We start from the raw sequence: 22,054 nt of genomic DNA, 5'->3' as shown, positions 1-22,054 counted from the left end.
CTTTATTTTAATTAAAGTTTAAATAATCTTCTGTTTGGGTTAATTCGCTCCATCTTGCTGAAAGGAATTTGGCATAATGAGCCGATGAAAGTCCGTAAGTTCCTAATGAATGACCATCATTTACTTCTACCAATATTGTTTCTCCACTTTTGTTAATACCAAAATCCAAAGCATAAGAATTCGGCTGAGAGATAAAAGAATCAATCGCGTTTTCTACAACTTTTACATCTATTTTTGTATCCCAATCTCCTTTATATCTTCTGATATCTAAAATTTCTTTGTACCGAATGAAACATCTCCATTCTGTTTTAAAATCAATCATTTCAGAACACCAGATTTTTATGTCATCTTCTTCATAAAGTAATCCTAAAAGATCCATTTCGTTTTTGATGACCTTTCCAGTGAATAATTTTGTTTCAGTTTTAGGTTTAATGAAAATATTCCATTCTTTTTTATTGAAAACTTCATTAATGGATGATTCCCAAATTTTTCTTTTTAAAAAAGGTTGTAGTTCTTCAGGATAGTCAATTTCTTTATTGGGGCGAATGATATTTAAATTTTTTAATCTCTTCCTTACATTCCCAATTCCCCCGACAATTATGTGTTCTGGATTATATTCTGAAATTTTATCTGCATCAAAAAACTTTCTATTTCATAGCCAAAGTTTTTGAAACCTTCATAAGCTATAAAAGCATTTACATTATAAAATTCTCCGTCTTTATCAGTTTGGATATAAGCTTTCATTACTTCTGATTAAGCAAAAAACCAATAAGCCAACAAAATAGAAATGATAATCCCCACCAAATCCGCCAAAAGCATGGCAATTACCGTATATCTTGTATTCTTCACGGCTACGGCTCCAAAATAAACTGCGATCACATAAAACGTAGTATCTGAGCTTCCCTGAAGAACCGCCGCTAATTTCCCCTGAAAACTGTCCGGACCGAAAGTTGCCATTGTGTCCACCATCATTCCTCTTGCTCCGGAACCGGATAAAGGTTTGATTAAAGCTGTCGGAAGTCCGTCAACAAATCGTGCATCGAGATTTGCAGCATAGGCGACCCATTTCATTCCATCAATAATAACATCAAAAACTCCTGAAGTTCTTAATAAAGAAATGGCAATCAACATTCCGACTAAATAAGGAATAATCTTCACGCACGTTGTAAAGCCTTCTTTTGCACCTTCAACAAACGCCTCAAAAACATTGATTTTTTTATAAACTGCACCCACAACAATAGCAAAGAAAATAAAGAGAATCAAGCCGTTACTCAAAACCTGACTAAAAGTATCCAAAGCTTCTTTACTAAGACCAGTCAAATACCATACAAGAAGTCCGACAAGTACAGAAATTCCACCAACATAAGCTAAAACAATTGGCTTTAAGAGATTGATTTTCTGATATAAAGAGACGATGATCATTGCCGCTAAAGTTGCCGCAAATGTTGCGATCATACAATAAAGGAAAATATCTGTTGGATTTTTAGAACCCGCAGAAGATCTCAAGGCAATAATAGAAACCGGGATTAAAGTCATTCCTCCTGCATGAAGACAAAGGAACATGATCTGAGAATTGCTTGCTGTATCTTTATTTGGATTTAAAGTTTGAAGACTTTCCATTGCTTTTAAACCAAAAGGTGTTGCAGCGTTGTCCAAACCTAAAAGATTGGCGCTGAAATTCATCAACATATGTCCGAAAGCGGGATGGTTTTTAGGAATCTCAGGAAATAATTTCGAGAAAAAAGGTTGAATTAATCGGCTTAAAAGATTGATTCCTCCTGCTTTTTCCGCAATACTCATGAATCCCATGAATAGAGCCATAATTCCGATTAAACCCAGACATATTTTTACTGCCGTTTCGGAAGTTCCGATCACACCGTCTGCTTCCTGAACGCGGTAAACTTTTACATCTTGTCGTAAAGAATCTGTTTTATAATAAATTCGGCTGTCTTCAAAATTTGGTTTTTTCATCAAACTGTCTCGGACAATCGGAGCGAGAGTATTCATTTTTTGTGTTGCAATCTGCACTGTATCACCACCTTTTCCAACCACCATATCGTTGAATATGGTTTTGTAATGACTTGATGAAACGTATTTTATACTTGCAATCGCAATGGCAACAATGATAAATGCCGACCAAATTCTGCTGAGAACCATTTGATTAATTTATAATTGTTTAAACTTATCAAAAAAAGTTCAGATTACAAAGAAGCAGAAGGTTTTTAAGTCATTGCGAGGAATGAAATGACGAAGCAATCTAGGAAACAATAATGAATCATAACAGAAGTTTGTCATTTTGACGTAGGAGAAATCTGTTTTTATAGATTCTTCACTCCGCTTTTGCTTCGTACAGAATGACAAATGAGCGTTGAAAAATGATTAATTTTTAAAGAAAATTATTATTTTTCATCAAGGTAAACTAAAAATCCATCAAAATCATCATCCAGATTTTTCAAAACTTTAGCATCCTTCATTTTTTTCTCTAAACCATCAATGAAAAAGCTTTTCTCAAAAAACTGACGATGAATTCCAGGTAATAATTCTTTAAAATAATCCATTCCGAATTTATTATTATGAAGATCCATTTTGGTTTCTAAAGGTTTGTTTGGGAAGAGTTCTTCGTGCAGATCCGTGATTCTTTTGCAGAAATCAAGGGCTTTTTCGGGAGATGAAACTTTAGAGCAATACATAGAGATAAAACAACACCATAATGCATGTCTGAAAGCATTTCCAATACCGTTGTTGGAAGCTGTTTCAGGGAACTTTTTCTGAGCGATGGTAAAAGCCTGAGCTGTAGCATGAAAACTTAATAAAGAGAAAATAGGATGTGGGAGAACAAGCGATAAAAGACGCATTATCTTTTTAAAGCTCATGCTTCGGATCGTATTAAAAAATATTCTGAAAGTTCTCATAAATAAAAATCTCTCCCGAATTAGAGAGAGATTGTTGTTTTTTATTAAAATTACTAAGCTTTTACAGCCAATAAGTTTACTGTTTTAGAAACTGTATCTTTAATTTCTGTTCTTTTCACGATGAAATCCACGAATCCTTTTTCCTGCAAGAATTCAGATGTCTGGAAACCTTCCGGTAAATCTCTTCCGATCGTTTCACGGATAACTCTTGGTCCTGCAAAACCGATTAACGCTTTTGGTTCAGCCATGATGATATCTGCTGTCATTGCAAAAGAAGCTGTAATTCCTCCAAATGTAGGATCACATAGATAAGCGATGTATAAAAGTCCTGCTTCTGAAAGCTGAGCCAATTTAGCCTGAACTTTAGCCAACTGCATCAAAGAATATGTTGCTTCCTGCATTCTCGCACCACCAGACTGACAGATAATCATATAAGGAAGTTTCTTTTCAATACAATAATCAATCGCTCTTCTGATTTTTTCACCCATCACAGAACCCAAAGATCCTCCAATAAATGCAAAATCCATACAAGAAACCACCATTTCAGTTCCTTTTACGTTTCCTACAGCGTTTCTGATAGAATCAGTAAGCTTTGTTTTTGCTTTTACTTCTTTCAGACGGTCTGCGTAAGCCTTTGTATCTTTGAAGTTTAGGATATCTATACTTTCAACATTAGCATCCAGTTCGGTGAATTTACCTTCATCAAAAAGGATGTCAAAAAATTCTGCACTTCCTATTCTTACATGAAATCCGTCTTCAGGAGAAACGTAGTTGTTTCTCTTTAATTCGTCATGTTCCACTACTTTTCCTGACGGAGTCTGATGCCAAAGACCTTTTGGAACGTCTTTTTTCTCATCAGTAGATGTCGTAATATTTTGTGCTTTTCTCTTAAACCACTCGAATGCCATATTGTATATAATTGATGTGTGATAAACGATAAAAGATGAAGACAGCGGATTATAAAAATCACTTATCATTCATCTTTTATCATTTATAATTTTATTTTAAAGTATTTACGTTATTTAAATCTTCAAATGCCTGAACCAATCTTGCAGAGAAAGTTTCTTCACCTTTTCTTACCCAAACTCTTGGGTCATAGAATTTTTTATTCGGTTTTTCTTCTCCTTCAGGGTTTCCGATCTGAGTTCTTAAATAATCGATATTGTTTACCATATAATCTCTGATTCCTTCTGTATAAGCAAACTGAAGGTCAGTATCAATGTTCATTTTAATTACACCGTAATCGATCGCTTCTCTGATTTCTTCCAAAGTAGATCCAGAACCTCCGTGGAATACGAAGTTGATTGGCTTTTCAGCAGTTCCGAATTTCTCCTGAACGTATTTCTGAGAATTGTCAAGAATTTTTGGTGTAAGAACCACGTTTCCTGGCTTGTAAACTCCGTGTACGTTTCCGAAAGCTGCTGCAATTGTGAAATTGTCAGAAATAGCTTTCAATTTTTCATACGTGTAAGCGATATCTTCCGGTTGAGTATATAATTTAGAATTATCAACATCTGAATTATCAACACCGTCTTCTTCCCCTCCTGTAACTCCGATTTCTACTTCAAGAGTCATTCCGATTTTAGCCATTCTTTCAAAATATTTAGCAGAAATTTCTAAGTTTTCCTCCAAAGATTCTTCAGAAAGATCAAGCATGTGAGAAGAGTAAAGAGATTTTCCTGTCTGCTTGTAGAATTCTTCGTTAGCATCCATCAAACCGTCGATCCAAGGCAATAATTTCTTTGCAGCGTGGTCTGTGTGAAGAATTACAGTTGCTCCGTAAGCTTCTGCCAAAGTATGAATATGTTTTGCTCCGGCAATTGCTCCCAAAATAGCAGCTTTTTGTCCGTCATTGCTTAATCCTTTTCCTGCGTTGTAAGCAGCTCCACCATTAGAGAACTGAATAATAACAGGTGAGTTTAGTTTTGCTGCAGTTTCCAAAACCGCATTTACGTTGCTAGAACCAATTACGTTTACTGCTGGTAATGCATATTTGTTTTCTTTAGCATGCTGAAAAATATCAGTAACTAATTGACCTGTGGCAACTCCTGCCGGGAAAATTCTGCTCATGTTTTACTTTTTAGTATAAATTATTAGGGTGTTTCTAAAATTCCTGTAAAGGTAATAATTTTTAAGATATTCTTAATTTCTTTTGTCCCTTCCCCAAAGTAGCTTCTGGCGGATGGTTTCATAAAAACTTAAATTATTTGGCTGAACCAGCAAAATCTGGAAATCTGCCTTTCTTACAACAATTTCTTTATCTGTTTCTATATGTATCAATCGGGAGTCTAATGAAAGCGAATATTGTGAAACTCGGCTTTCAACTTTAAATTTAATTTCCACGCTGTCGTTCACAACCAAAGGTCTTACATTTAAATTGTGAGGAGCGATAGGAGTGATGACGAAATTTTCGTTGTTCGGAGAAATGATCGGTCCGCCACAACTTAAAGAATAAGCGGTAGAACCTGTCGGAGTCGAAACGATAACGCCGTCTCCCCAAAAAACATTTAAAAATTCATCATTAATATAAGAATCCACCGTTACCATCGATGTCGTTTCTTTTCTTGAAACGGTAACATCATTTAAGGCATACGGAAAAAAATCTTCCAGTTCTGGTGAAACAACCTGAATTACAGAACGACGGCTTGTTTTAACATCACCTTTTAAGATAGAATCCAATTCTTTAAAAGCTTCTTCTTTCGTAAAACTCGCCAAAAATCCTAATCTTCCTGTGTTTACACCAACAATCGGGATTTCAAGATCTTCGATAAAGGTTAAAGAATTTACGATTGTTCCGTCACCTCCGAAAGTAAAGAAAAGATCGACTTCTTTATCTAGAAGATCCTGTTTGTTATTAAAGGTTTCGAAAATTTTTGAAAACTGAAGTGCTTCAGCCATCTCATCATACAAAACAGATTTTACGCCTCTGTTTTCCAGTTCGGAAATAAATTTGCTTAAATATAAAAAAGTATCAAGATCTTTTTTCTGAGAATATATGGCTGCCTTCATTAGTTTTTATATTTCTATGAATTTTTGGAAAAATCCGAATCTGTCCTGAAACAAATCTGATTTTTCATCAGAATAATACTTCTGAACAATTCTATAATCGTATCGGTCGAATGTTTCATCTATGGAACTCAGATTTTCATTGCTGATCTTTATGGTAACATGAATCGCTTCATCTGACATGAGGCTGATAAATGCTCCGTAAAATTTAGAATTATTGCTTTCCACGATATTGGCAATTTCCGTCATTGAATATTTTCTGGAAGGAACTTCTACAGTAAGAATAGCTCCCGATTCCGAAAACAACGGATATTTAGATAAATCCTGGAAAATATCCTCACAACTTATATATCCCAAATATTTTTCCGCCTTATTGATTACAGGAACAACATTGGAATTGAATGTATAAAACAATCGGATGCTGTCCATAATATTGTTATCCTCAAGAATCGCAAATCGCTCGATCTGATGTTCCAGATCTTTCAGAGTTCCTTCTTCTTCATAAAGGAAATCTTTGGCAATTGCACCATGAAAATGATGGGATTTTTTAATGAAAATATGAGAATATCCAAATGCTTCTAAGGTCTCTCTTGCTGATTCTATCGAGTCAGTAAGATGGAAACACGGAAAATCTTTTGAGATATAGTCCTTGATAAACATTGTGCTAATTTATAAAAAATTAAACGAAACTTTTTCTGAAAACCGAAGTTTTTTTTCTTAAAAAATAAAAAGTAGGGTCAAAAATTTGTTTGTGTCGAAAAAAAAAGTACCTTTGTCGCCTTTCATTTTTACTTTTTATTAGATTTATTTCAAACTGCACTGTCTTTTAGACACATGCAGTTTTTTTATTTTAGGGCTTTTGCAAACTCCCACATTACGATTCCTCCACAAACACTTACATTCAAAGAATGCTTTGTTCCTAATTGAGGAATTTCTAAGAAAGTATCGATATTAGGCAAAGCTTCATCGCTGATTCCTTCCACTTCATTTCCTAAAATTACAGCATATTTTTTAGATTTATCAATCGTAAAATCTGAGATCATCTCACTGTTTGAAGTCTGTTCGATCCCAATAATTTCAAATCCTTGTTCCTTTAAATCATTAATTGTTACATTAATATCTCTTTCATGGCTCCAGTCAACACTTTCTGTAGCACCCAATGCAGCTTTATGAATTTCACGGTGCGGAGGTTGTGGAGTAATGCCGCAAAGAATAATCTTCTGAACCAAAAATGCATCCGCCGTTCTGAAAGTCGCACCAACATTGTGCATGCTTCTTATATTATCTAAAACCACGATCAAAGGAATTTTTTCAACCGATTTAAAAGTTTCTACGTCAATTCTGTTGAGTTCTTCCAGTTTTAATTTGTGTACCAATGTCTTATTTTGTTGAGATTAATTTTCCGTCTCTGTAAACTTCTGTTTTCTCTACGCTTCCGTCTTCTCGGTAATGCACTCTGGTTCCGTTCCATTTATCATTTACGAATTCCGTTTCTCTTTGGATTTTTCCTGATGGATAAAGGGCTTTCCATTTTCCTATAGCAATTCCGTTGTCATAGTTTCCAATCTGCTTTACAGATTTTCCGTTTTCGTAGAAAAGTTTACTTTCGCCCTGCAATTTACCAAATTTATAATTTGAAACCTCTGTAATTACACCTGAAGGATTATAAAAAGTTGCGGTCATGCTATTATCATAAATGTTTTTATCACCGTTTCTGAAATCTTCTTTTGATGTTAGAACTCCGTTTTTGTCAAAATATTGCCATTCTTTTACTTTATAATCTTTTTTATATTCCCCTTTTGCCTGAATTTTTCCATTATCAAAATAAAAAACAGCGTCACCTTCCAGTTTTCCTTTTTTCCAGTCAGCGATTTCTTTTACCTGTCCGTTTTCGTAAAATTGTTTGCAGGTTCCTTCCTGTAATCCGTCTTTAAATCCGCAAGGTTTTTGAGCGAAAATGAATGAAGAAGAGAATATTAATAGACAAAAAATGTTTTTCATAGAAATTTTTACCTCAAAAATAGCAAAATACTTATATTTGGCTAAAATATTAGCTATGAAAAATGCACTCGTTTTAATGACAATGGTATCAGCTTTTACTTTTTCTAAAGCGCAAAACACCTACTATCCACAAGCTTTCTTTGATAAAAAACTTGCTCAGGACATGATCGGGTACGGAAAATCCAATATTGAAGGAGTAGCTTCCACAAAACAAAAAAACAATTGGGGAATAAAACCTCTTCTTGCAGAAAAACATTATGCTCCAAAAGGAACTGTAGTCATGCTTTTTCCTGTAACGCCTTATTTTGATGAGTTTTACAAAATGAGAAAGAAGTATGAAAACAAAAAAACCACGGTTTATATGTCTGAGGAAGCCTTCAAATACAGAATTGAAGCCTTAACAGATGATCACGGAAGATTTAAATTTGAGAAATTAAAACCCGGAAAATATTATTTGGAAACCATCGTTAATTTCACAGCAACAGCAAGTTATCAACAACAAACCGGACAATCGGATGCTTATAACGCTTATGGAGGATATTTGTATTCGACACCAATATATCAAACATTTTTCTACGGCTATTCTTCCGGAAACCGTGAAAGTAAGTTTGTAGAAATAAAACAAGACGGCGAATTAAAAGAAATCAATCTGTAACAGGTTGATTTTTATTTTTTTATTCCCATGATCTGATGAACATTTTTCTCAATATTCTGAGCGATAGTTTCCATCGGAATATCGTTTTCGTCATTATTAAAAGGATCTTCAATTTCTTCTGCAATCAATTCAAGACTCATGAGAACATAATAGATGAAGACCGTCAACGGAATGATGAAATTTCCAATATTAATCACATAAGCGATTGGTAAGGCAAAAACATAAAGAATGATGAATTTTTTAATGAAAGAAGAATAAGAATATGGAATCGGAGTGTTTTTAATTCTTTCACATCCTCCGCAAACTTCCAGAAAACCGGACAATTGATTATCCAAATACAGCATTTCGATATCAGAAATTTTTCCTTCTTTTTTTAATTGATTTAATTTATGGCTCATCAGAATTACAATTTCACTTGGACCGTGATGTTTCAATTCTTTTTCAATTTCGGAATAATCTTCATCCAGTGCCAATCTTGTTGATTCTTTAGATAAATGTTTTGCTAAAAAGTGAGGAAAGAATTTTAAATATCTTGCAATTTGTTCGGCAGTTTGTCTGTCATCGCCTAAAATTGTATTGATTTTAATGGCAAAATTTCGAGTATCATTAACTAATTTCCCCCACAATTTTCTTCCTTCCCACCATCTGTCGTAAGCAGTATTTGTCCTGAAAACCAATAACAAAGAAAGAACAAAACCGAGTAAGGTGTGAAATAACCCAACATTGCTGATTCCTGATTTTGAAGTTAAATGAAAATATTCAAGTTCCAGATATTCAACTCCCCAAGAATATAGTCCGACAAGAATCATACTTGGGAACAAGATCTTTAATGTATCACTTTTATGTAAGCTGAAAAGGATTTTCAGGAAATGTTTGGTGTTGTAAACTCTCATAAATTTCGTTGGTCTTACAAATATAATTTTTTCATTTTATCCTGACTTTACGGGAAACCATAAATTTTTCTGCTGTGTTCATTCTTTCTTTGTTAAAAAAATAATCAAAATGGGCTATTATAGAAAAGGTCACTATAAAAAAGACGGAACTTGGGTAAGCGGACATTATGTGAGTACATTTGGGGGCGGTAAAAGAAAATCTAAAAATCCGCAAGGTTGTGTTGTAATTATTTTCGGGGGACTCATTTCAATGTTAATATATCTTTTGAGTTAAAAATTTACAGTTTACTTTTTATAGGATGAGATTAATATTAATGCTGAAATTTTTCTGAATTTCAAAAAAACACTATTTTTATTTCGCATTTTAAATACCAAAACAAAATGATTCTCGAAAAAGTAGATGTTGTAACAGATATTAATAAGGAAGATTTTCAGAAAAATTATTTCAAAACACATAAGCCTCTTCTGATAAAAAATTTTGCGAGCCGATGGGAAGCTTTCGACAAATGGAATTTTGACTTCATTAAGGAAAAAGCCGGCGAACAGGAAGTTCCGTTATACGATAATAAACCAGCCGATGCCAATAAAAGTACGGATGCTCCGGTTACCAAAATGAAAATGAAGGAATATATTGATACTATTAAAAGTAAACCTTCAGATCTTCGAATTTTCTTTTACATCATCACCGACCGACTTCCGGAATTGTTGAAAAATTTCACCTATCCTGACTTGGGAATGAAATTTTTTAAACGTCTCCCAACTTTATTTTTCGGAGGAAGCGAAGCTCATGTTTTGATGCATTACGATGTTGATCTTGGGGATTTTCTTCATATTCATTTTGAAGGAAAAAAGAGAATTTTATTGTTTGACCAAAAACAGTCTGCATTTTTATATAAAGTTCCATTATCGGTTCACACCATTTACGATTTAGATTACGAAAATCCTGATTATGAAAAATTTCCGGCTTTGAAATATGCCAAAGGTTTTGAAATTTTCATGGAGCATGGTGATGCACTTTTTATTCCGGGTGCTTTTTGGCATTTTAACAGATATTTAGAACCGGGATTTTCGATGTCGCTTCGTGCGCTTCCTAATAAACCGAATGTTTTTGCGAATATGCTGTATCACGTTTTTATTATGAGATATACAGATAAATTAATGCGAAAGATTTTTAAAGCTAAATGGGTAAATTATAAGCAGAAATGGGCATATGAGAAAGCGACGGAAGCACTGGAGAAATTTGAGAGGAGGAAAAAGAAAATTTAATGTCATTTATAAAGATTTACGGATACTGAAGATTTATAAAAAATAATGGATAAGAATTTTACTTTTCAGAAACATATTCTGATTGTTGGAAAGACGCAAATAGAAAGACAAAAAAATTTGGTTCACATGCTTGAATATTCTAATCTTGAATGTATTAGATTTCCTACATCTATGCAGTCATTTTCTGATTACCTGCATATAATTCAGTCTAAAAAACTTTTTTCCCCATTTTACGAAACCAAAAGAAAATATAATTTAAATCAAATTTTAGATTTTCATATTGATTGGATTTCCGAAAACAATTGCCTTTTTGTTTTTGAAGAGTTTCAGAAAGTTGAAGATAAATTTGGTTTAGAAATAATGCGAATTATGATTAATAATTTGGAAGCCAATAATAAATCAGCGACCAAAATAATAATGACTTTGGAGGATGAAACAGAATTAATTAATAATCTTAATGAAATTGTAAATGAAACTCAATATAAAACTAAAACTCAAGTAGTAGAAAGTAATTTACAAATCATCGTATTGTAATTTTTTATTTAAAGTAATTTTATTGAAAATTTGGATGTATCTGTGAGAAAATAAACGAGCATTTTACTGCTTCTATTTTATTTCATACTTTTACCGACCTAATTCTTAAGAAAGATTTTAATGGCAAAGGCGACGAAAGAAAAGAAAGAAACCCCGTTAATGACGCAGTACAATACCATCAAGGCGAAATATCCTGATGCGCTTTTGCTTTTCAGAGTGGGAGATTTTTACGAAACTTTCGGGCAGGATGCAGTAAGAACGTCTCAGATTTTAGGAATTGTTCTGACGAAAAGAGCAAACGGTGAAGGTCATATTGAATTGGCTGGATTTCCACATCATTCTGTAGATTCTTATTTGCCAAAATTGGTGAGAGCCGGAATGAGAGTTGCGATTTGTGACCAGTTGGAAGATCCAAAAATGGTCAAAGGAATTGTAAAAAGGGGAGTTACGGAACTGGTGACACCCGGAGTTACATTCAACGATCAGGTTTTAAATTCAAAAAAGAATAATTTCCTGCTTTCTCTACATAAAGAAAAAGAGAAATTCGGGATTGCTTTGGTGGATATTTCTACGGGAGAATTTTTGGTGAGTGAAGGAAATTTAGAAAAATTGCTTCATATCGTCAACACTTTTGATCCAAGTGAAATTATTTATCAGAGAAGTGTTCAGATTCCGGAGCAGATTAAAAATAAAAATGCTTTTAAACTTGAAGATTGGGCATATCAATATAATTTTGCTTACGATAAACTAACCAATCATTTTAAAACCAATTCATTAAAAGGTTTTGGAGTTGAAAATCAACCGTTGGCAATTACTGCAGCGGGAGCAATTTTTGCTTATCTGGTTGAAGATACACATCATAATTTATTGGCTCACATTACCAAAATTCAGATTATTCCGCAGGAGGATTTTCTGATGATGGATAATTTTACGCTGAGAAATCTTGAAATTGTTTATCCAAGCAATCCACAAGGGAAATCTTTACTCGATATAATTGACAAAACTTCAACTCCGATGGGCGGAAGATTGTTGAGAAGAAGAATTATTTTGCCGTTAAAGTCAGTCAGCGAAATTGGAAGAAGACTTTCTTTAATTGATTTCTTAAACGAAAATGATCATCTTAAATATGAAATTTCCCAACTTTTAAAATCAATTTCCGATCTGGATCGATTGATGGGAAAACTGGCGGCGGAAAAAATTTCACCAAAAGAATTGGGATATCTGCGTCAGAGTTTGATTAATATTCATAAAATCAAAGCATTACTTCATCCTCATGCCGATGTTCTGGCTTGGTTGGAACCTTTGTACGATCAGGATGAACTGATTAAATGCCTTCAAAATCATTTAAATGATGAACTTCCTGTCAGTCTTGCAAAAGGAAATGTCATTAAAGAAGGTATTTCTGAGGAATTAGACAGATTAAGGGGGCTACAATCGAAAGGTCGTGGTTTCTTAGACGAAATGTGCCAAAGAGAAATCGAAAGAACGGGAATTACAAGTCTTAAAATTGATTTTAATAATGTTTTCGGATATTATATTGAAGTTCGAAATACACATAAAGATAAAGTTCCGAGTGATTGGCTGAGAAAGCAGACGTTGGTAAATGCAGAACGTTACATCACGGAGGAATTAAAAGAATACGAAAGTCAGATTCTTGGAGCCGAAGAGAAAATCGGGGTACTAGAGAATCAGTTGTATAGAAATGTTTGTGCTGAAACAATGATTTATATTGATCAAATTCAGGAAAACTCAAATATTATTGCGCAATTGGATGTTGCTGTTGGTTTATCAGAACTGGCTGTTTCTGAGAGCTATACAAAACCTGTTTTGACCGAAACTTTTTCGATTGATTTAAAAGAAGCGAGACATCCGATTATAGAAAATGCATTGCCTTTAGGTGAAAAATATATCCCAAACGATATTTTTTTAGATAAAGATTCTCAACAGATTATCATGGTTACGGGACCGAACATGGCGGGTAAATCGGCTATTCTTCGTCAGACTGCGATTGTTTGCCTTTTAGCACAAATCGGAAGTTTTGTTCCTGCAAAACATGCTGAAATCGGAGTTTTAGATAAAATTTTTACAAGAGTTGGAGCAACAGATAATATTTCTGCCGGAGAATCGACTTTTATGGTGGAAATGAATGAAGCTGCAAATATTCTGAATAATATTTCTGAGCGTAGTTTGATTTTATTAGACGAAATTGGGCGTGGAACTTCCACTTACGACGGGGTTTCAATAGCTTGGGCGATTGCAGAATATCTTCACCAACATCCGACTCAGGCAAAGACTTTGTTTGCAACGCATTATCACGAACTGAATGAAATGACGGTGAACTTCGAAAGGGTGAAAAATTTCCATGTTTCCATTCAGGAGAATAAGGGAAATATTATTTTTTTACGAAAACTAATTCCGGGTGGAAGTGAACACAGTTTTGGTATTCATGTAGCGAAATTGGCTGGAATGCCTTCGAAAGTAGTCAACAGAGCGAATGAAATTCTAAAAACGTTGGAAGCAAGTCGTGGACAAGGTACTGGTGCAACTGATACCATTAAAAGAGTGACGGAAGAAAATATGCAATTATCTTTTTTCCAGTTAGATGATCCTGTTTTGGAAAATATCCGTGAGGAACTGACGAAAATTGATATTAATACATTAACGCCGATTGAAGCTCTAATGAAGCTGAATTCGATAAAAAAGATGATTGGAAAATAAGTGTAATTTGTTCATAAATTATTTAAGATTCATGCTTAAAGGAATTTGAACTTTACTTCTTACAAAATAACCATTCTGTTTTGCTGGAATCCATTTACTATTGATATACTTTGTGGCTTTTTCTACGGACTTATTAAAGCTTACATTTGAACCCAAAACCTGAATTTCTATAATACTTCCATCTCTTTCTATGATAAAATTGAGCATCGCAGTAAGAATTTTTTCGTCTTTTTTGACTTTCAAAGATTTGAGTGTAATATAATTTTCAATTTTTTTTGTGAAAACTTTCATACCATTTGGAAAATAGGCTTCGTGATCGGGAGAATCATAGCATATTGTAGCTGTTGGCACTTTTTCAACTTCTTTCTGTATTGATGGAACTGAAAGAAGATTTTTCCCGAAAAGCAATCCGCTCAATGCTAAACAAAGTAATAATAGTATTTTCACAAATAACGTTTAATAAAAATAAGCTTTAATCATACAATCATTAAAACTTTTTCAAAGTCAAAGGGAAAGTATAAAGATAACGAACGGGCTCTCCATTGATTGTAGCCGGTTTCCACTTCACAAAAAGCCTTCTGACGGCAACTTCTGCAGCTTTTGAATGTTTTATATCGTCTCCTGTTGCAGTTACATATCGTACATATCCTGTTTTTTCAACGATGAAATAAACACGGGTATTGATTTTTTTAGATTTTACGTCAATTACATCCATACTTTCAGCGAATTTTCTTTTAAAAGTTTCCATTCCGCCGGGAAATTCTGCAGGAGTATCTGCTTTGGTATAGACGTCATCCAATTTCATTTTTGTTTTTAAAATTGCATAATCAGGAAGTTCTGAAACCGAACTGAAATCAGTTTGTGCAAATAAAGAAATGCTTAAAAACAAGCTTAAAAAAAATATTATCTTCTTCATATTTTACAAAAATAGGATATGTTTCTTTGGAAAGCAAAAAGAAAGCCGAAGCTCATTTATATTAGATAAGTTTAAAGAAAGTTTATATAAAAAAGACATCAAATAAATTGATGTCAGGTGATTTTTATTGGAAAAATTGTTTAGCAGCAAGCTCCTTTGATCGTGCAAACTCCGATATACGGCTCTGAATTTGGATCAAAACAGAAACATTCTACAACACAATCATTTCCCGATCCTCCGTTGATTTCTTTCAAGTCTTTTTTCGTTAATTTTTTTAGATTTTTCATGATAATATATTTTAATTTGTTGAGCTAAAATACATATTTATTTTAATAAATCCTTTTTATGTGAATAAAATATTTAATTTATATTTTTTTAACTAAGTTTAATAATCTGATATTCATATTAGAACAAAAGCTTTTTGTAATTTTGAGTATGAAGAATTTAATAAAAATATTATTTCTGTTTTTAGGATTGACTATTTTTAAAGCTCAGCAAACAACTATTGAAACAGTAAAATATGAAGACCTTGAAAAAAGAATTCAGAAGGAAAATGATAAGCTTCTTGTCGTGAATTTCTGGGCAACAACTTGCGCTCCTTGTGTGAAAGAACTTCCGCATTTTATGGAAATCAATGAAAAGTATAAAGACAATCCTCAATTTAAAATGATCTTGGTTTCTTTGGACAGGTTGGTTGATAAAGAAAGAGTTTTAAAATTTATCAAAAATAAAAATATTAGAGCCGAAGTTATTTTATTAGATGATATCAAAAGGATGAATACGTGGATTCCGCGTTTTGAAAAAAACTGGGACGGAAATATTCCCGTGACGATCTTCTATAAAAATGGTGAAAAAGTACATTTCAACGACGGCGAAATGAGCAAAGAAGAACTGGAACAGACGATTACAAAAAATCTATAAATAATAACATGAAAAATTTTAAAATTTTAATGACCGCTTTTATTGTTGGACTTGGTTTACTGAGTTTTACGACAATTAATAAAGATAAAAATCTGCCTCAAAAAGAAAACAAATCTTCTGTAAAAGGCTATGAAATAGGAGATGAAGCAACAGATTTTAAACTAAAGAATGTTGACGGGAAAATGGTTTCTTTGAGTGATTTTAAAACAGCGAAAGGATTTATTGTGGTTTTCACATGCAACCATTGTCCTTACGCGAAAAAGTACGAAGACAGAATCATTGAATTAGACAAAAAGTACAAATCTCAAGGTTATCCTGTGATTGCGATCAACCCAAATGATCCGAATGTTCAGCCTGAAGATGATTATAAACAAATGATTGACAGAGCAAAACAGAAAAACTTCACATTTCCGTATTTAGTAGATGAAGGGCAGAAGATTTTCCCTCAATACGGAGCGACGAAAACACCTCACGTTTTCCTTTTGCAAAAAGAAGGAAGCAAAAATATCGTAAAATACATTGGAGCAATCGACAATAATTACGAAAACCCGAACGATGTTTCAGAATATTATGTTCAGGATGCGGTAAATGCTTTGATTAAAAATGAACCGATAAAAATGACAAAAACTGTCGCGATCGGATGCACGGTGAAAGTAAAGAAATAATATATTTGCAAAAAATGATAGATCGGTGTTCATTTGGATGCCGATTTTTTATGCTTAAAAACTTAAAATGATGAAATTGAAATTTAGCTTAAAATATTTCCTACTTACCATAACAATTTTTCTGGTTGAGGTTCTCATTGCGACCAAATTAAAACATATTTTTTTCGTGAGAGCCTATCTCGGAGATGTTATTGTCGTGATTTTGATCTACACTTTTATTAAAAGTTTCTTCAAAATTGAAAATAATGAAAAACTAATTCTCGGAATTTTAATTTTTTCCTTTCTGGTGGAATTTGCCCAATACTTCAATATTGCTGAAAAATTAGGCTTCCGTGAGGGAAGTCTGATGTATATCGTGATAGGAAATTCGTTTTCGTGGATCGATATTTTATGTTATGCAGTCGGATGTTTATTGCTTTTTCTTTTTGTGAAGCTGCAGAAAAATAATATTCAAAATAATTAAGATCCTTCGACAAGCTCAGGATGACATTTCTAATACTAACTTTTTTTACTAGAGGTTAATTTGTAGTGATGTCATCCTTAGCGAAGTCTAAAAGATCTCAAATAGTTATTTTAAAAACTACCTTCCAAACTGGTCATATTTATCTTCCGCATATTTGATAAAACGGTTCAGTAAGGCTACATTTTCTTTTTCCATTGGAGAAAGTTCACTGTCAACATTATTGGAAACCGGAATATACCAATCTGTCTGTTCAAAGAAATGTCTGTAAGTTGCTTTTTTGAAAGAATAGCCATGTCTTGCAAAAACTGAATTTTTAATGATTTCCATATCCAGTTTTCGAAGGTTTTTAAGCTCTTTTTCCGTTAATTTCTGTTTAGAAGCATTGATTTTGAAAACCGCATCAGAAGCAACTCTGTTTTTAGACGTAGTGTAAGTCTCTGTTTTGCCTGTTTCTTCATCGGTGTATTTTTCTACGAAATCTTTAGGATTTTCCCAGTCGATCAAATCGTTGTTTTCATTAAGCATAAAGTTTGGGTTGTAAACAAACTCCTTTTTAATCAGTTTTAAAGTCTTATTCGGAGCTTTTACCGCCGATTTATTGAATGCATTCCAGTTTCCGGTAAGGCTGTCATTGTTTAGTTTCACCTCAAATCTTCCATCGGTTTTATCATTTCCGGGTTCATCAAGGATAAATGATTTTGAAGTTTCGTTAAAAACTCCGCGAAAAGGTCTTTGATTTCCATCAACAATACTTTGTCCGTAAACACTGTCTTTTGTAATTCTGTTGATTTTCAGGGCAATTTTCTTGTAAATATCACCTTCATATTCTTCGCCGTCCTCGGATGTTACCATTCCTTTTCCGGCAAAATCTCCCATATAAATTCCGTAATATTCTTTGTAAACTTCAGGAACAACTACAGAATCATTTTTTGTGGTCAGACTGTCTTTTGAAGAATCTGTTGTTTTTGCGTCTTTTCTACAGGCAACTAAACTAATTGTAAATAAAGAGATTAACGATAATTTTAAAATTTTCATATGTATTTTTTTGCAATTAAATATTCAATTAATAATAGATTCGGAATCCATCCCAACCATGCAATGATTTGGTAAACATCCATCGGATTCGGGTGAAATAAATATACAATAATTACTTTCCACATTCTCAATGTGATTGCAGATAAAGTCAGTGCAAAACTTCGCCACATCCATTGTTTGTGTTCTTTGAATTTTTTCTGTCGTGCTAACTGATACGCCTTAAAAGTTGAAAACCACCATAAACAGCCTAAAATCACGAAAGAAGTCTTAGATAAAATTCCCCCATTGGCAAAAATTCCCATGTAAACTCCCGATGGAGCTGCAAAAAACAGGGTAAGAAAAATATAAACCTTTCCTGCGTTTTTATGGAAATTTTTTAATCTAAAATCTTTTCTGAGAATAGCTAAAAATCCACTCAGCAAAACAAAAATACTTGTGTAAACGTGAGTGTAAAAAAAGTAAAGATACTCCGATCTGTCTGTAACTTCTGTTTGTTTGATCATTAAAAAGCTAATATCAGCTCTTAACGGAATATATTCCAAAGTGATTTTCAGCATTAGCCAAAAGAAATATCCGAACCCGATAATTAAAAGGATTTTAAGAATGTTCGAAATATTTTTTTTGACTGAAAGCATTTTGTATTTCTTTTCTTATAAATTCATTGCGATAGGAAATCTGAATTTATATCTTACGGGTTGACCGTTTATTTCTCCAGGTTTCCACTTTGTTTTTGACATTGCTTTTAAGGAACGCTCCATTTCCTTATTCATAGATTTGTTATCACCGTCTATTTTGATGTCTGTAATGATTCCTTCTGGGGAAATAACAAATTGAACTTCAGATTTTATAATACCTGTAGCATTAATTTTAGCGACATCACTGGTTTGCATAAAATTTGTTCTGAAAGCTTCTATTCCTCCGGGATATTCTGGAATTTTGTCTACCTCTTCATAAATAGTATCGTTCGAAAGAATTGTTTTTGTCTTTGCAACAACAGTTTCTTGTGATAAAATTTTTATAGAACTTAATAGTATAATAAATACGAGTAGTTTTTTCATGTTATAATAGTTTATTTATAAGCCATTCAAATCCTGCGCAATCAACCAAGCTTCACTCCAGCAAGCCTGAAAATTAAAACCTCCTGTCACCGCATCAATATTCAGAACTTCTCCGGCAACATAAAAATTAGGCAAAATTTTAGAGGTCATATTTTTAAAGTTAATTTCCTTTAAATCAACGCCTCCGGCGGTTACAAATTCATCCTTAAAAGTCGATTTTCCTGTAACCTGGAATTTCTTTTTACATAAATTTTCAAGAATAGTCTGCATTTCTTTTCCTGAAATCTGGGCAACCTGTTTGTTCAAATCAACTTTTGAAACTTCCAGAATTCTTTGCCAAAAACGATTCGTAATATCAAATATTTTTGATTGTCCGATTGTTTTCTTTGGGTTTGATTGTTTGAAATTCTGAAATAATTCTTCAGCATCATCAATATCTTTTGAAATAAAATTAACCAAAATTTCAAAGTTATATTTCACTTTTGCCAAATTAATGGCTTCCCAAGCCGAAATTTTCAGAATCGCAGGTCCTGAAAGTCCCCAATGGGTAATGATCATCGGTCCGCTTTCTTCTGTTTTCAGTTTCGGAATAGAGGTTTCTGCCATTTCAAAACTTGTTCCGGCAATATCTTTCAGCAAATCATCTTTAATATTGAAAGTAAAAAGCGACGGAACCAGATCAATGATTTTATGACCTAAATTTTCAATCATTTTCAACGATTTTGGAGAACTTCCGGTGGTATAAATCACAAAATCGGCTTCGAAATCACCTAAACTTGTTTTAACGACATATTTTTCGTCTAATTTTTCAATTTCTTTGACAGAACATTTTGTTTTTACTTCAACATTTTTCTTCTGAATTTCATTCAAAAAAGTATTAATTATTGTCTGTGAAGAATTACTTTCCGGAAAAATTCTGTTGTCATTTTCTATTTTCAACGAAACTTTTCGCTGATCAAACCAATCCATCGTATCTCCCGGCTGAAATTTGGTAAAAACACTTAATAATTCCTTATTTCCACGAGGATAAAACTGTACAAGTTCTCTCGGATCAAAACAGGCATGAGTTACATTACAACGTCCTCCCCCAGAAATTTTAACTTTCTGAAGAACATCTGAATTTTGCTCAAGAATGGTAATTTTATATTTCTTTTCGTCAAGATTCGATGCTGCAAAGAAACCTGCTGCACCGCCTCCGATAATGATAATTTGCTTCATAATTATTGTAATCTTATGCTCAAGATTATTTTTACAAAACTACAATTTTTATAAACCATCTTATTTGAGTAATTTTGAAGAATATAATTTAATTATACTAAAACCGATTTTCAAATGATTTTTTACCATAAATTCGAAGTTCGTTGGAGTGATCTTGATGCCAACAAACATTTAGCAAATTCATCTTATGTTCAATATTGTGCTCAGACAAGAATGGCTTTCATGAAGCTGGAAAAAATGGGTGTAACACAAATGAGCCGATGGGGAATAGGTCCTGTAATTATGCATGAAAGATTTTCTTTTTTCAAAGAAATATTTGCAGATCAGACTATTATTGTAAGTTTGGAAATTGATGCTTGTGCAGAAGATTGTTCTATTTATCGTTTTGTGCACAAATTTTATACTCCAGATGGAGATCATTGTGCAACTTCTGAAGCAACCGGGGTTTGGATCGATACAATGTTGAGAAAGATGACAACACCGCCGGATGATGTAGTGGAAGCAATGAACAAATATAAAAGTGCAAATACAGTTGTTTTGACGAGAGAAGATTTTAAAAAATTACCTTTCCGTCCGGAAAATATTGATCCGTCGGTATTCAATTAAATAAATGATAAGTGATAAATGATCGTTGATAGAAATAAGACGTCTTCAAAATCATTTATCATTTATCAATCATCACTTATAAATTAAAATATGTTTGAAGATAAATCACAGGAATTAACACCAATCTCGAAATTAGGAGAATTTGGATTAATTAAACATTTGACAGAGCATTTTCCTTTATCCAATGAATCTTCGGAACTTGGAGTAGGAGATGATGCGGCAGTTATTAATCCTGAAAATAAAAAAGTTGTCCTTACGACTGATGTTTTGGCGGAAGGAGTTCATTTCAATTTAGGATATGTTCCGTTGAAACATTTGGGCTACAAAGCGGTTGTTGTAAATCTTAGCGATATTGCAGCAATGAATGCGACGCCGACACAGATCTTGGTTTCTTTGGCAGTTTCCAATCGTTTTCCGGTAGAAGCTTTGGAAGAAATTTATTCAGGAATTCAAGCAGCTTGTACAAGATATAAAGTTGACTTAATTGGCGGAGATACAACGAGTTCCAATGCAGGACTTGTAATGAGTATCACAGCTATCGGACTTGAGAATGAAGAAAATATTGTTAAAAGAAGCACTGCAAAGCCAAATGATCTTCTTGTTGTAACGGGTGATTTGGGTGGAGCTTATATGGGACTTCAGATTTTAGAAAGAGAACATGCTGTTTTCCTTGCCGATCCGAATATGCAGCCTGAAATGGAAGGTTATGATTATATTCTAGAAAGACAATTGAAACCGGAAGCAAGAACTGATGTAAAAGGAATTTTGGAACAATTGGATATCAAACCAACGTCTATGATCGATATTTCTGATGGGTTAGCTTCAGAAATTCTACACCTTTCCGATCAGTCGAATGTTGGCTTCAGATTGTATGAAGAAAAGGTTCCTATGGATAGTTTAACGATTTCTACGGCGGATGAAATGAATCTAAATCCTGTTGTAACAGCTTTAAGCGGAGGTGAAGATTATGAATTATTATTCACGATTTCTCCAAATGATTTTGATAAGATTAAAAATCACCCTGATTTTACAATTATCGGACATGCCGTTGAGAAAGAAGAAGGAAATTTTATGGTGGCAAGAGGTTCTAATCAATTGATCGCTTTGACGGCGCAAGGTTGGGATGCTTTTTTAGGAAATCAACAGGAGTAGCTTTTAATTAATTTTAAATATTGAGAACCACTGCT

General features: G+C 33.3%; 28 protein-coding genes. 10 read left to right on the top strand and 18 right to left on the bottom strand.

The features are described from left to right. Positions 1-7: 7 nt before the first annotated feature. The 10 genes from ABD940_RS09415 to ABD940_RS09370 form a co-directional block, all read right to left on the bottom strand. On the bottom strand, positions 8-529 hold the full coding sequence (locus ABD940_RS09415; RefSeq protein ID WP_345204700.1) for an ATP-grasp domain-containing protein: 522 nt from the start codon (positions 527-529) through the stop codon (positions 8-10). A gap of 68 nt (positions 530-597) precedes the next feature. Continuing rightward, the gene (locus ABD940_RS09410; protein WP_345202840.1) at positions 598-744 is read right to left on the bottom strand and encodes a hypothetical protein; all 147 of its coding nucleotides are present in this window, start codon (positions 742-744) and stop codon (positions 598-600) included. Between the two features lie 9 nt (positions 745-753). Beyond that, the gene (locus ABD940_RS09405) at positions 754-2,157 is read right to left on the bottom strand and encodes a nucleoside recognition domain-containing protein (RefSeq protein ID WP_345202837.1); all 1,404 of its coding nucleotides are present in this window, start codon (positions 2,155-2,157) and stop codon (positions 754-756) included. Positions 2,158-2,399: 242 nt separating this feature from the next. Then, positions 2,400-2,912 (bottom strand): DUF6973 domain-containing protein, encoded by a 513-nt coding sequence (locus ABD940_RS09400; protein ID WP_345202834.1) that lies wholly within the window; start codon positions 2,910-2,912, stop codon positions 2,400-2,402. A gap of 53 nt (positions 2,913-2,965) precedes the next feature. Next, a complete protein-coding gene (gene accD, locus ABD940_RS09395; protein ID WP_345202831.1) occupies positions 2,966-3,820 on the bottom strand; it encodes an acetyl-CoA carboxylase, carboxyltransferase subunit beta in 855 nt (284 codons plus the stop codon). Positions 3,821-3,911: 91 nt separating this feature from the next. Beyond that, on the bottom strand, positions 3,912-4,982 hold the full coding sequence (gene fbaA / locus ABD940_RS09390) for a class II fructose-bisphosphate aldolase (RefSeq protein WP_345202828.1): 1,071 nt from the start codon (positions 4,980-4,982) through the stop codon (positions 3,912-3,914). A 72-nt stretch (positions 4,983-5,054) separates the two neighbouring features. Beyond that, the gene (locus ABD940_RS09385) at positions 5,055-5,921 is read right to left on the bottom strand and encodes an NAD kinase (RefSeq protein ID WP_345202826.1); all 867 of its coding nucleotides are present in this window, start codon (positions 5,919-5,921) and stop codon (positions 5,055-5,057) included. Positions 5,922-5,927: 6 nt separating this feature from the next. Then, the gene (locus ABD940_RS09380; RefSeq protein ID WP_345202824.1) at positions 5,928-6,578 is read right to left on the bottom strand and encodes a CBS domain-containing protein; all 651 of its coding nucleotides are present in this window, start codon (positions 6,576-6,578) and stop codon (positions 5,928-5,930) included. Between the two features lie 185 nt (positions 6,579-6,763). Further along, complete coding sequence (locus ABD940_RS09375) at positions 6,764-7,294, bottom strand: RNA methyltransferase (protein ID WP_345202822.1); 531 nt, start codon at positions 7,292-7,294, stop codon at positions 6,764-6,766. A 4-nt stretch (positions 7,295-7,298) separates the two neighbouring features. Next, positions 7,299-7,919 carry a toxin-antitoxin system YwqK family antitoxin gene (locus ABD940_RS09370; protein WP_345202819.1) on the bottom strand — a complete coding sequence of 207 codons (621 nt, stop codon included), beginning with the start codon at positions 7,917-7,919 and terminating at the stop codon, positions 7,299-7,301. 55 nt (positions 7,920-7,974) lie between these two features. Between ABD940_RS09370 and ABD940_RS09365 the strand changes: the two genes are divergently transcribed. After that, entirely contained in the window at positions 7,975-8,574 is a 600-nt protein-coding gene (locus ABD940_RS09365) for a hypothetical protein (protein WP_345202817.1), read from the top strand. Between the two features lie 11 nt (positions 8,575-8,585). Here the strand turns inward: ABD940_RS09365 and ABD940_RS09360 are convergent, their stop codons facing one another. Continuing rightward, positions 8,586-9,467: a bestrophin family protein gene (locus ABD940_RS09360; protein WP_345202815.1), complete on the bottom strand. Its 882-nt coding sequence runs from the start codon at positions 9,465-9,467 to the stop codon at positions 8,586-8,588. A gap of 109 nt (positions 9,468-9,576) precedes the next feature. Between ABD940_RS09360 and ABD940_RS09355 the strand changes: the two genes are divergently transcribed. From ABD940_RS09355 to mutS, 4 genes are all read left to right on the top strand, one after another. Further along, entirely contained in the window at positions 9,577-9,741 is a 165-nt protein-coding gene (locus tag ABD940_RS09355; RefSeq protein WP_345202812.1) for a hypothetical protein, read from the top strand. 107 nt (positions 9,742-9,848) lie between these two features. Further along, a complete protein-coding gene (locus ABD940_RS09350) occupies positions 9,849-10,733 on the top strand; it encodes a cupin-like domain-containing protein (RefSeq protein ID WP_345202809.1) in 885 nt (294 codons plus the stop codon). Between the two features lie 45 nt (positions 10,734-10,778). Further along, positions 10,779-11,267: a hypothetical protein gene (locus ABD940_RS09345; RefSeq protein ID WP_345202806.1), complete on the top strand. Its 489-nt coding sequence runs from the start codon at positions 10,779-10,781 to the stop codon at positions 11,265-11,267. A 120-nt stretch (positions 11,268-11,387) separates the two neighbouring features. Beyond that, positions 11,388-13,985 (top strand): DNA mismatch repair protein MutS, encoded by a 2,598-nt coding sequence (gene mutS, locus ABD940_RS09340; RefSeq protein WP_345202803.1) that lies wholly within the window; start codon positions 11,388-11,390, stop codon positions 13,983-13,985. Between the two features lie 18 nt (positions 13,986-14,003). On the opposite strand, the gene ABD940_RS09335 is transcribed toward mutS, so the two are convergent. From ABD940_RS09335 to ABD940_RS09325, 3 genes are all read right to left on the bottom strand, one after another. Then, positions 14,004-14,432, bottom strand: coding sequence for an energy transducer TonB (locus tag ABD940_RS09335; protein ID WP_345202800.1), 429 nt, complete (start codon positions 14,430-14,432; stop codon positions 14,004-14,006). 40 nt (positions 14,433-14,472) lie between these two features. Beyond that, a complete protein-coding gene (locus ABD940_RS09330; protein ID WP_345202798.1) occupies positions 14,473-14,901 on the bottom strand; it encodes an energy transducer TonB in 429 nt (142 codons plus the stop codon). A gap of 140 nt (positions 14,902-15,041) precedes the next feature. Further along, the gene (locus ABD940_RS09325; protein ID WP_156062499.1) at positions 15,042-15,188 is read right to left on the bottom strand and encodes a bacteriocin-like protein; all 147 of its coding nucleotides are present in this window, start codon (positions 15,186-15,188) and stop codon (positions 15,042-15,044) included. Positions 15,189-15,336: 148 nt separating this feature from the next. Here ABD940_RS09325 and ABD940_RS09320 point away from each other — a divergent pair, with 148 nt between their 5' ends. The 3 genes from ABD940_RS09320 to ABD940_RS09310 all read left to right on the top strand — a co-directional run bounded on the left by ABD940_RS09320 (position 15,337) and on the right by ABD940_RS09310 (position 16,950). Next, complete coding sequence (locus ABD940_RS09320; RefSeq protein WP_345202794.1) at positions 15,337-15,822, top strand: TlpA family protein disulfide reductase; 486 nt, start codon at positions 15,337-15,339, stop codon at positions 15,820-15,822. A gap of 8 nt (positions 15,823-15,830) precedes the next feature. Continuing rightward, on the top strand, positions 15,831-16,487 hold the full coding sequence (locus ABD940_RS09315) for a thioredoxin family protein (RefSeq protein ID WP_345202791.1): 657 nt from the start codon (positions 15,831-15,833) through the stop codon (positions 16,485-16,487). Between the two features lie 70 nt (positions 16,488-16,557). Next, the gene (locus ABD940_RS09310; RefSeq protein WP_345204698.1) at positions 16,558-16,950 is read left to right on the top strand and encodes a ribosomal maturation YjgA family protein; all 393 of its coding nucleotides are present in this window, start codon (positions 16,558-16,560) and stop codon (positions 16,948-16,950) included. A 117-nt stretch (positions 16,951-17,067) separates the two neighbouring features. Here ABD940_RS09310 and ABD940_RS09305 read toward each other — a convergent pair whose 3' ends face one another. The 4 genes from ABD940_RS09305 to ABD940_RS09290 are packed head-to-tail and all read right to left on the bottom strand — an operon-like array spanning position 17,068 to position 20,261. Next, a complete protein-coding gene (locus ABD940_RS09305) occupies positions 17,068-17,985 on the bottom strand; it encodes a YARHG domain-containing protein (RefSeq protein WP_345202789.1) in 918 nt (305 codons plus the stop codon). Next, positions 17,982-18,620 (bottom strand): DUF2306 domain-containing protein, encoded by a 639-nt coding sequence (locus ABD940_RS09300; protein ID WP_345202787.1) that lies wholly within the window; start codon positions 18,618-18,620, stop codon positions 17,982-17,984. The genes ABD940_RS09305 and ABD940_RS09300 overlap by 4 nt, the downstream gene beginning before the upstream one ends. A gap of 15 nt (positions 18,621-18,635) precedes the next feature. Next, positions 18,636-19,043, bottom strand: coding sequence for an energy transducer TonB (locus tag ABD940_RS09295; protein ID WP_345202784.1), 408 nt, complete (start codon positions 19,041-19,043; stop codon positions 18,636-18,638). 15 nt (positions 19,044-19,058) lie between these two features. Next, entirely contained in the window at positions 19,059-20,261 is a 1,203-nt protein-coding gene (locus ABD940_RS09290; protein WP_345202782.1) for a BaiN/RdsA family NAD(P)/FAD-dependent oxidoreductase, read from the bottom strand. 114 nt (positions 20,262-20,375) lie between these two features. Between ABD940_RS09290 and ABD940_RS09285 the strand changes: the two genes are divergently transcribed. Both ABD940_RS09285 and thiL read left to right on the top strand, forming a co-directional pair. Beyond that, positions 20,376-20,867, top strand: coding sequence for an acyl-CoA thioesterase (locus tag ABD940_RS09285; protein WP_345202779.1), 492 nt, complete (start codon positions 20,376-20,378; stop codon positions 20,865-20,867). Between the two features lie 90 nt (positions 20,868-20,957). Next, positions 20,958-22,019, top strand: a complete 1,062-nt coding sequence (thiL, locus tag ABD940_RS09280) for a thiamine-phosphate kinase (protein WP_345202776.1) — start codon at positions 20,958-20,960, stop codon at positions 22,017-22,019. Positions 22,020-22,054: the final 35 nt, after the last annotated feature.

It is taken from the genome of Chryseobacterium ginsengisoli (assembly GCF_039542325.1).
In the GTDB taxonomy this organism is placed as follows: domain Bacteria; phylum Bacteroidota; class Bacteroidia; order Flavobacteriales; family Weeksellaceae; genus Chryseobacterium; species Chryseobacterium ginsengisoli.
The sequence above is the reverse complement of the archived record's forward strand: the minus strand, read 5'-3'. Positions and strand labels throughout refer to the sequence as shown.

Coding starts and splice junctions, on each gene's coding strand:
- ABD940_RS09300 (WP_345202787.1), bottom strand. CDS start 18,620: ATGCTTTCAGTCAAAAAAAATATTTCGAACATTCTTAAAATCCTTTTA.
- thiL (WP_345202776.1), top strand. CDS start 20,958: ATGTTTGAAGATAAATCACAGGAATTAACACCAATCTCGAAATTAGGA.
- ABD940_RS09410 (WP_345202840.1), bottom strand. CDS start 744: ATGAAAGCTTATATCCAAACTGATAAAGACGGAGAATTTTATAATGTA.
- ABD940_RS09405 (WP_345202837.1), bottom strand. CDS start 2,157: ATGGTTCTCAGCAGAATTTGGTCGGCATTTATCATTGTTGCCATTGCG.
- mutS (WP_345202803.1), top strand. CDS start 11,388: ATGGCAAAGGCGACGAAAGAAAAGAAAGAAACCCCGTTAATGACGCAG.
- ABD940_RS09355 (WP_345202812.1), top strand. CDS start 9,577: ATGGGCTATTATAGAAAAGGTCACTATAAAAAAGACGGAACTTGGGTA.
- ABD940_RS09325 (WP_156062499.1), bottom strand. CDS start 15,188: ATGAAAAATCTAAAAAAATTAACGAAAAAAGACTTGAAAGAAATCAAC.
- accD (WP_345202831.1), bottom strand. CDS start 3,820: ATGGCATTCGAGTGGTTTAAGAGAAAAGCACAAAATATTACGACATCT.
- ABD940_RS09345 (WP_345202806.1), top strand. CDS start 10,779: ATGGATAAGAATTTTACTTTTCAGAAACATATTCTGATTGTTGGAAAG.
- ABD940_RS09285 (WP_345202779.1), top strand. CDS start 20,376: ATGATTTTTTACCATAAATTCGAAGTTCGTTGGAGTGATCTTGATGCC.
- ABD940_RS09360 (WP_345202815.1), bottom strand. CDS start 9,467: ATGAGAGTTTACAACACCAAACATTTCCTGAAAATCCTTTTCAGCTTA.
- ABD940_RS09310 (WP_345204698.1), top strand. CDS start 16,558: ATGAAATTGAAATTTAGCTTAAAATATTTCCTACTTACCATAACAATT.
- ABD940_RS09380 (WP_345202824.1), bottom strand. CDS start 6,578: ATGTTTATCAAGGACTATATCTCAAAAGATTTTCCGTGTTTCCATCTT.
- ABD940_RS09385 (WP_345202826.1), bottom strand. CDS start 5,921: ATGAAGGCAGCCATATATTCTCAGAAAAAAGATCTTGATACTTTTTTA.
- ABD940_RS09365 (WP_345202817.1), top strand. CDS start 7,975: ATGAAAAATGCACTCGTTTTAATGACAATGGTATCAGCTTTTACTTTT.
- ABD940_RS09350 (WP_345202809.1), top strand. CDS start 9,849: ATGATTCTCGAAAAAGTAGATGTTGTAACAGATATTAATAAGGAAGAT.
- ABD940_RS09320 (WP_345202794.1), top strand. CDS start 15,337: ATGAAGAATTTAATAAAAATATTATTTCTGTTTTTAGGATTGACTATT.
- ABD940_RS09370 (WP_345202819.1), bottom strand. CDS start 7,919: ATGAAAAACATTTTTTGTCTATTAATATTCTCTTCTTCATTCATTTTC.
- ABD940_RS09400 (WP_345202834.1), bottom strand. CDS start 2,912: ATGAGAACTTTCAGAATATTTTTTAATACGATCCGAAGCATGAGCTTT.
- ABD940_RS09330 (WP_345202798.1), bottom strand. CDS start 14,901: ATGAAGAAGATAATATTTTTTTTAAGCTTGTTTTTAAGCATTTCTTTA.
- ABD940_RS09315 (WP_345202791.1), top strand. CDS start 15,831: ATGAAAAATTTTAAAATTTTAATGACCGCTTTTATTGTTGGACTTGGT.
- ABD940_RS09305 (WP_345202789.1), bottom strand. CDS start 17,985: ATGAAAATTTTAAAATTATCGTTAATCTCTTTATTTACAATTAGTTTA.
- fbaA (WP_345202828.1), bottom strand. CDS start 4,982: ATGAGCAGAATTTTCCCGGCAGGAGTTGCCACAGGTCAATTAGTTACT.
- ABD940_RS09295 (WP_345202784.1), bottom strand. CDS start 19,043: ATGAAAAAACTACTCGTATTTATTATACTATTAAGTTCTATAAAAATT.
- ABD940_RS09290 (WP_345202782.1), bottom strand. CDS start 20,261: ATGAAGCAAATTATCATTATCGGAGGCGGTGCAGCAGGTTTCTTTGCA.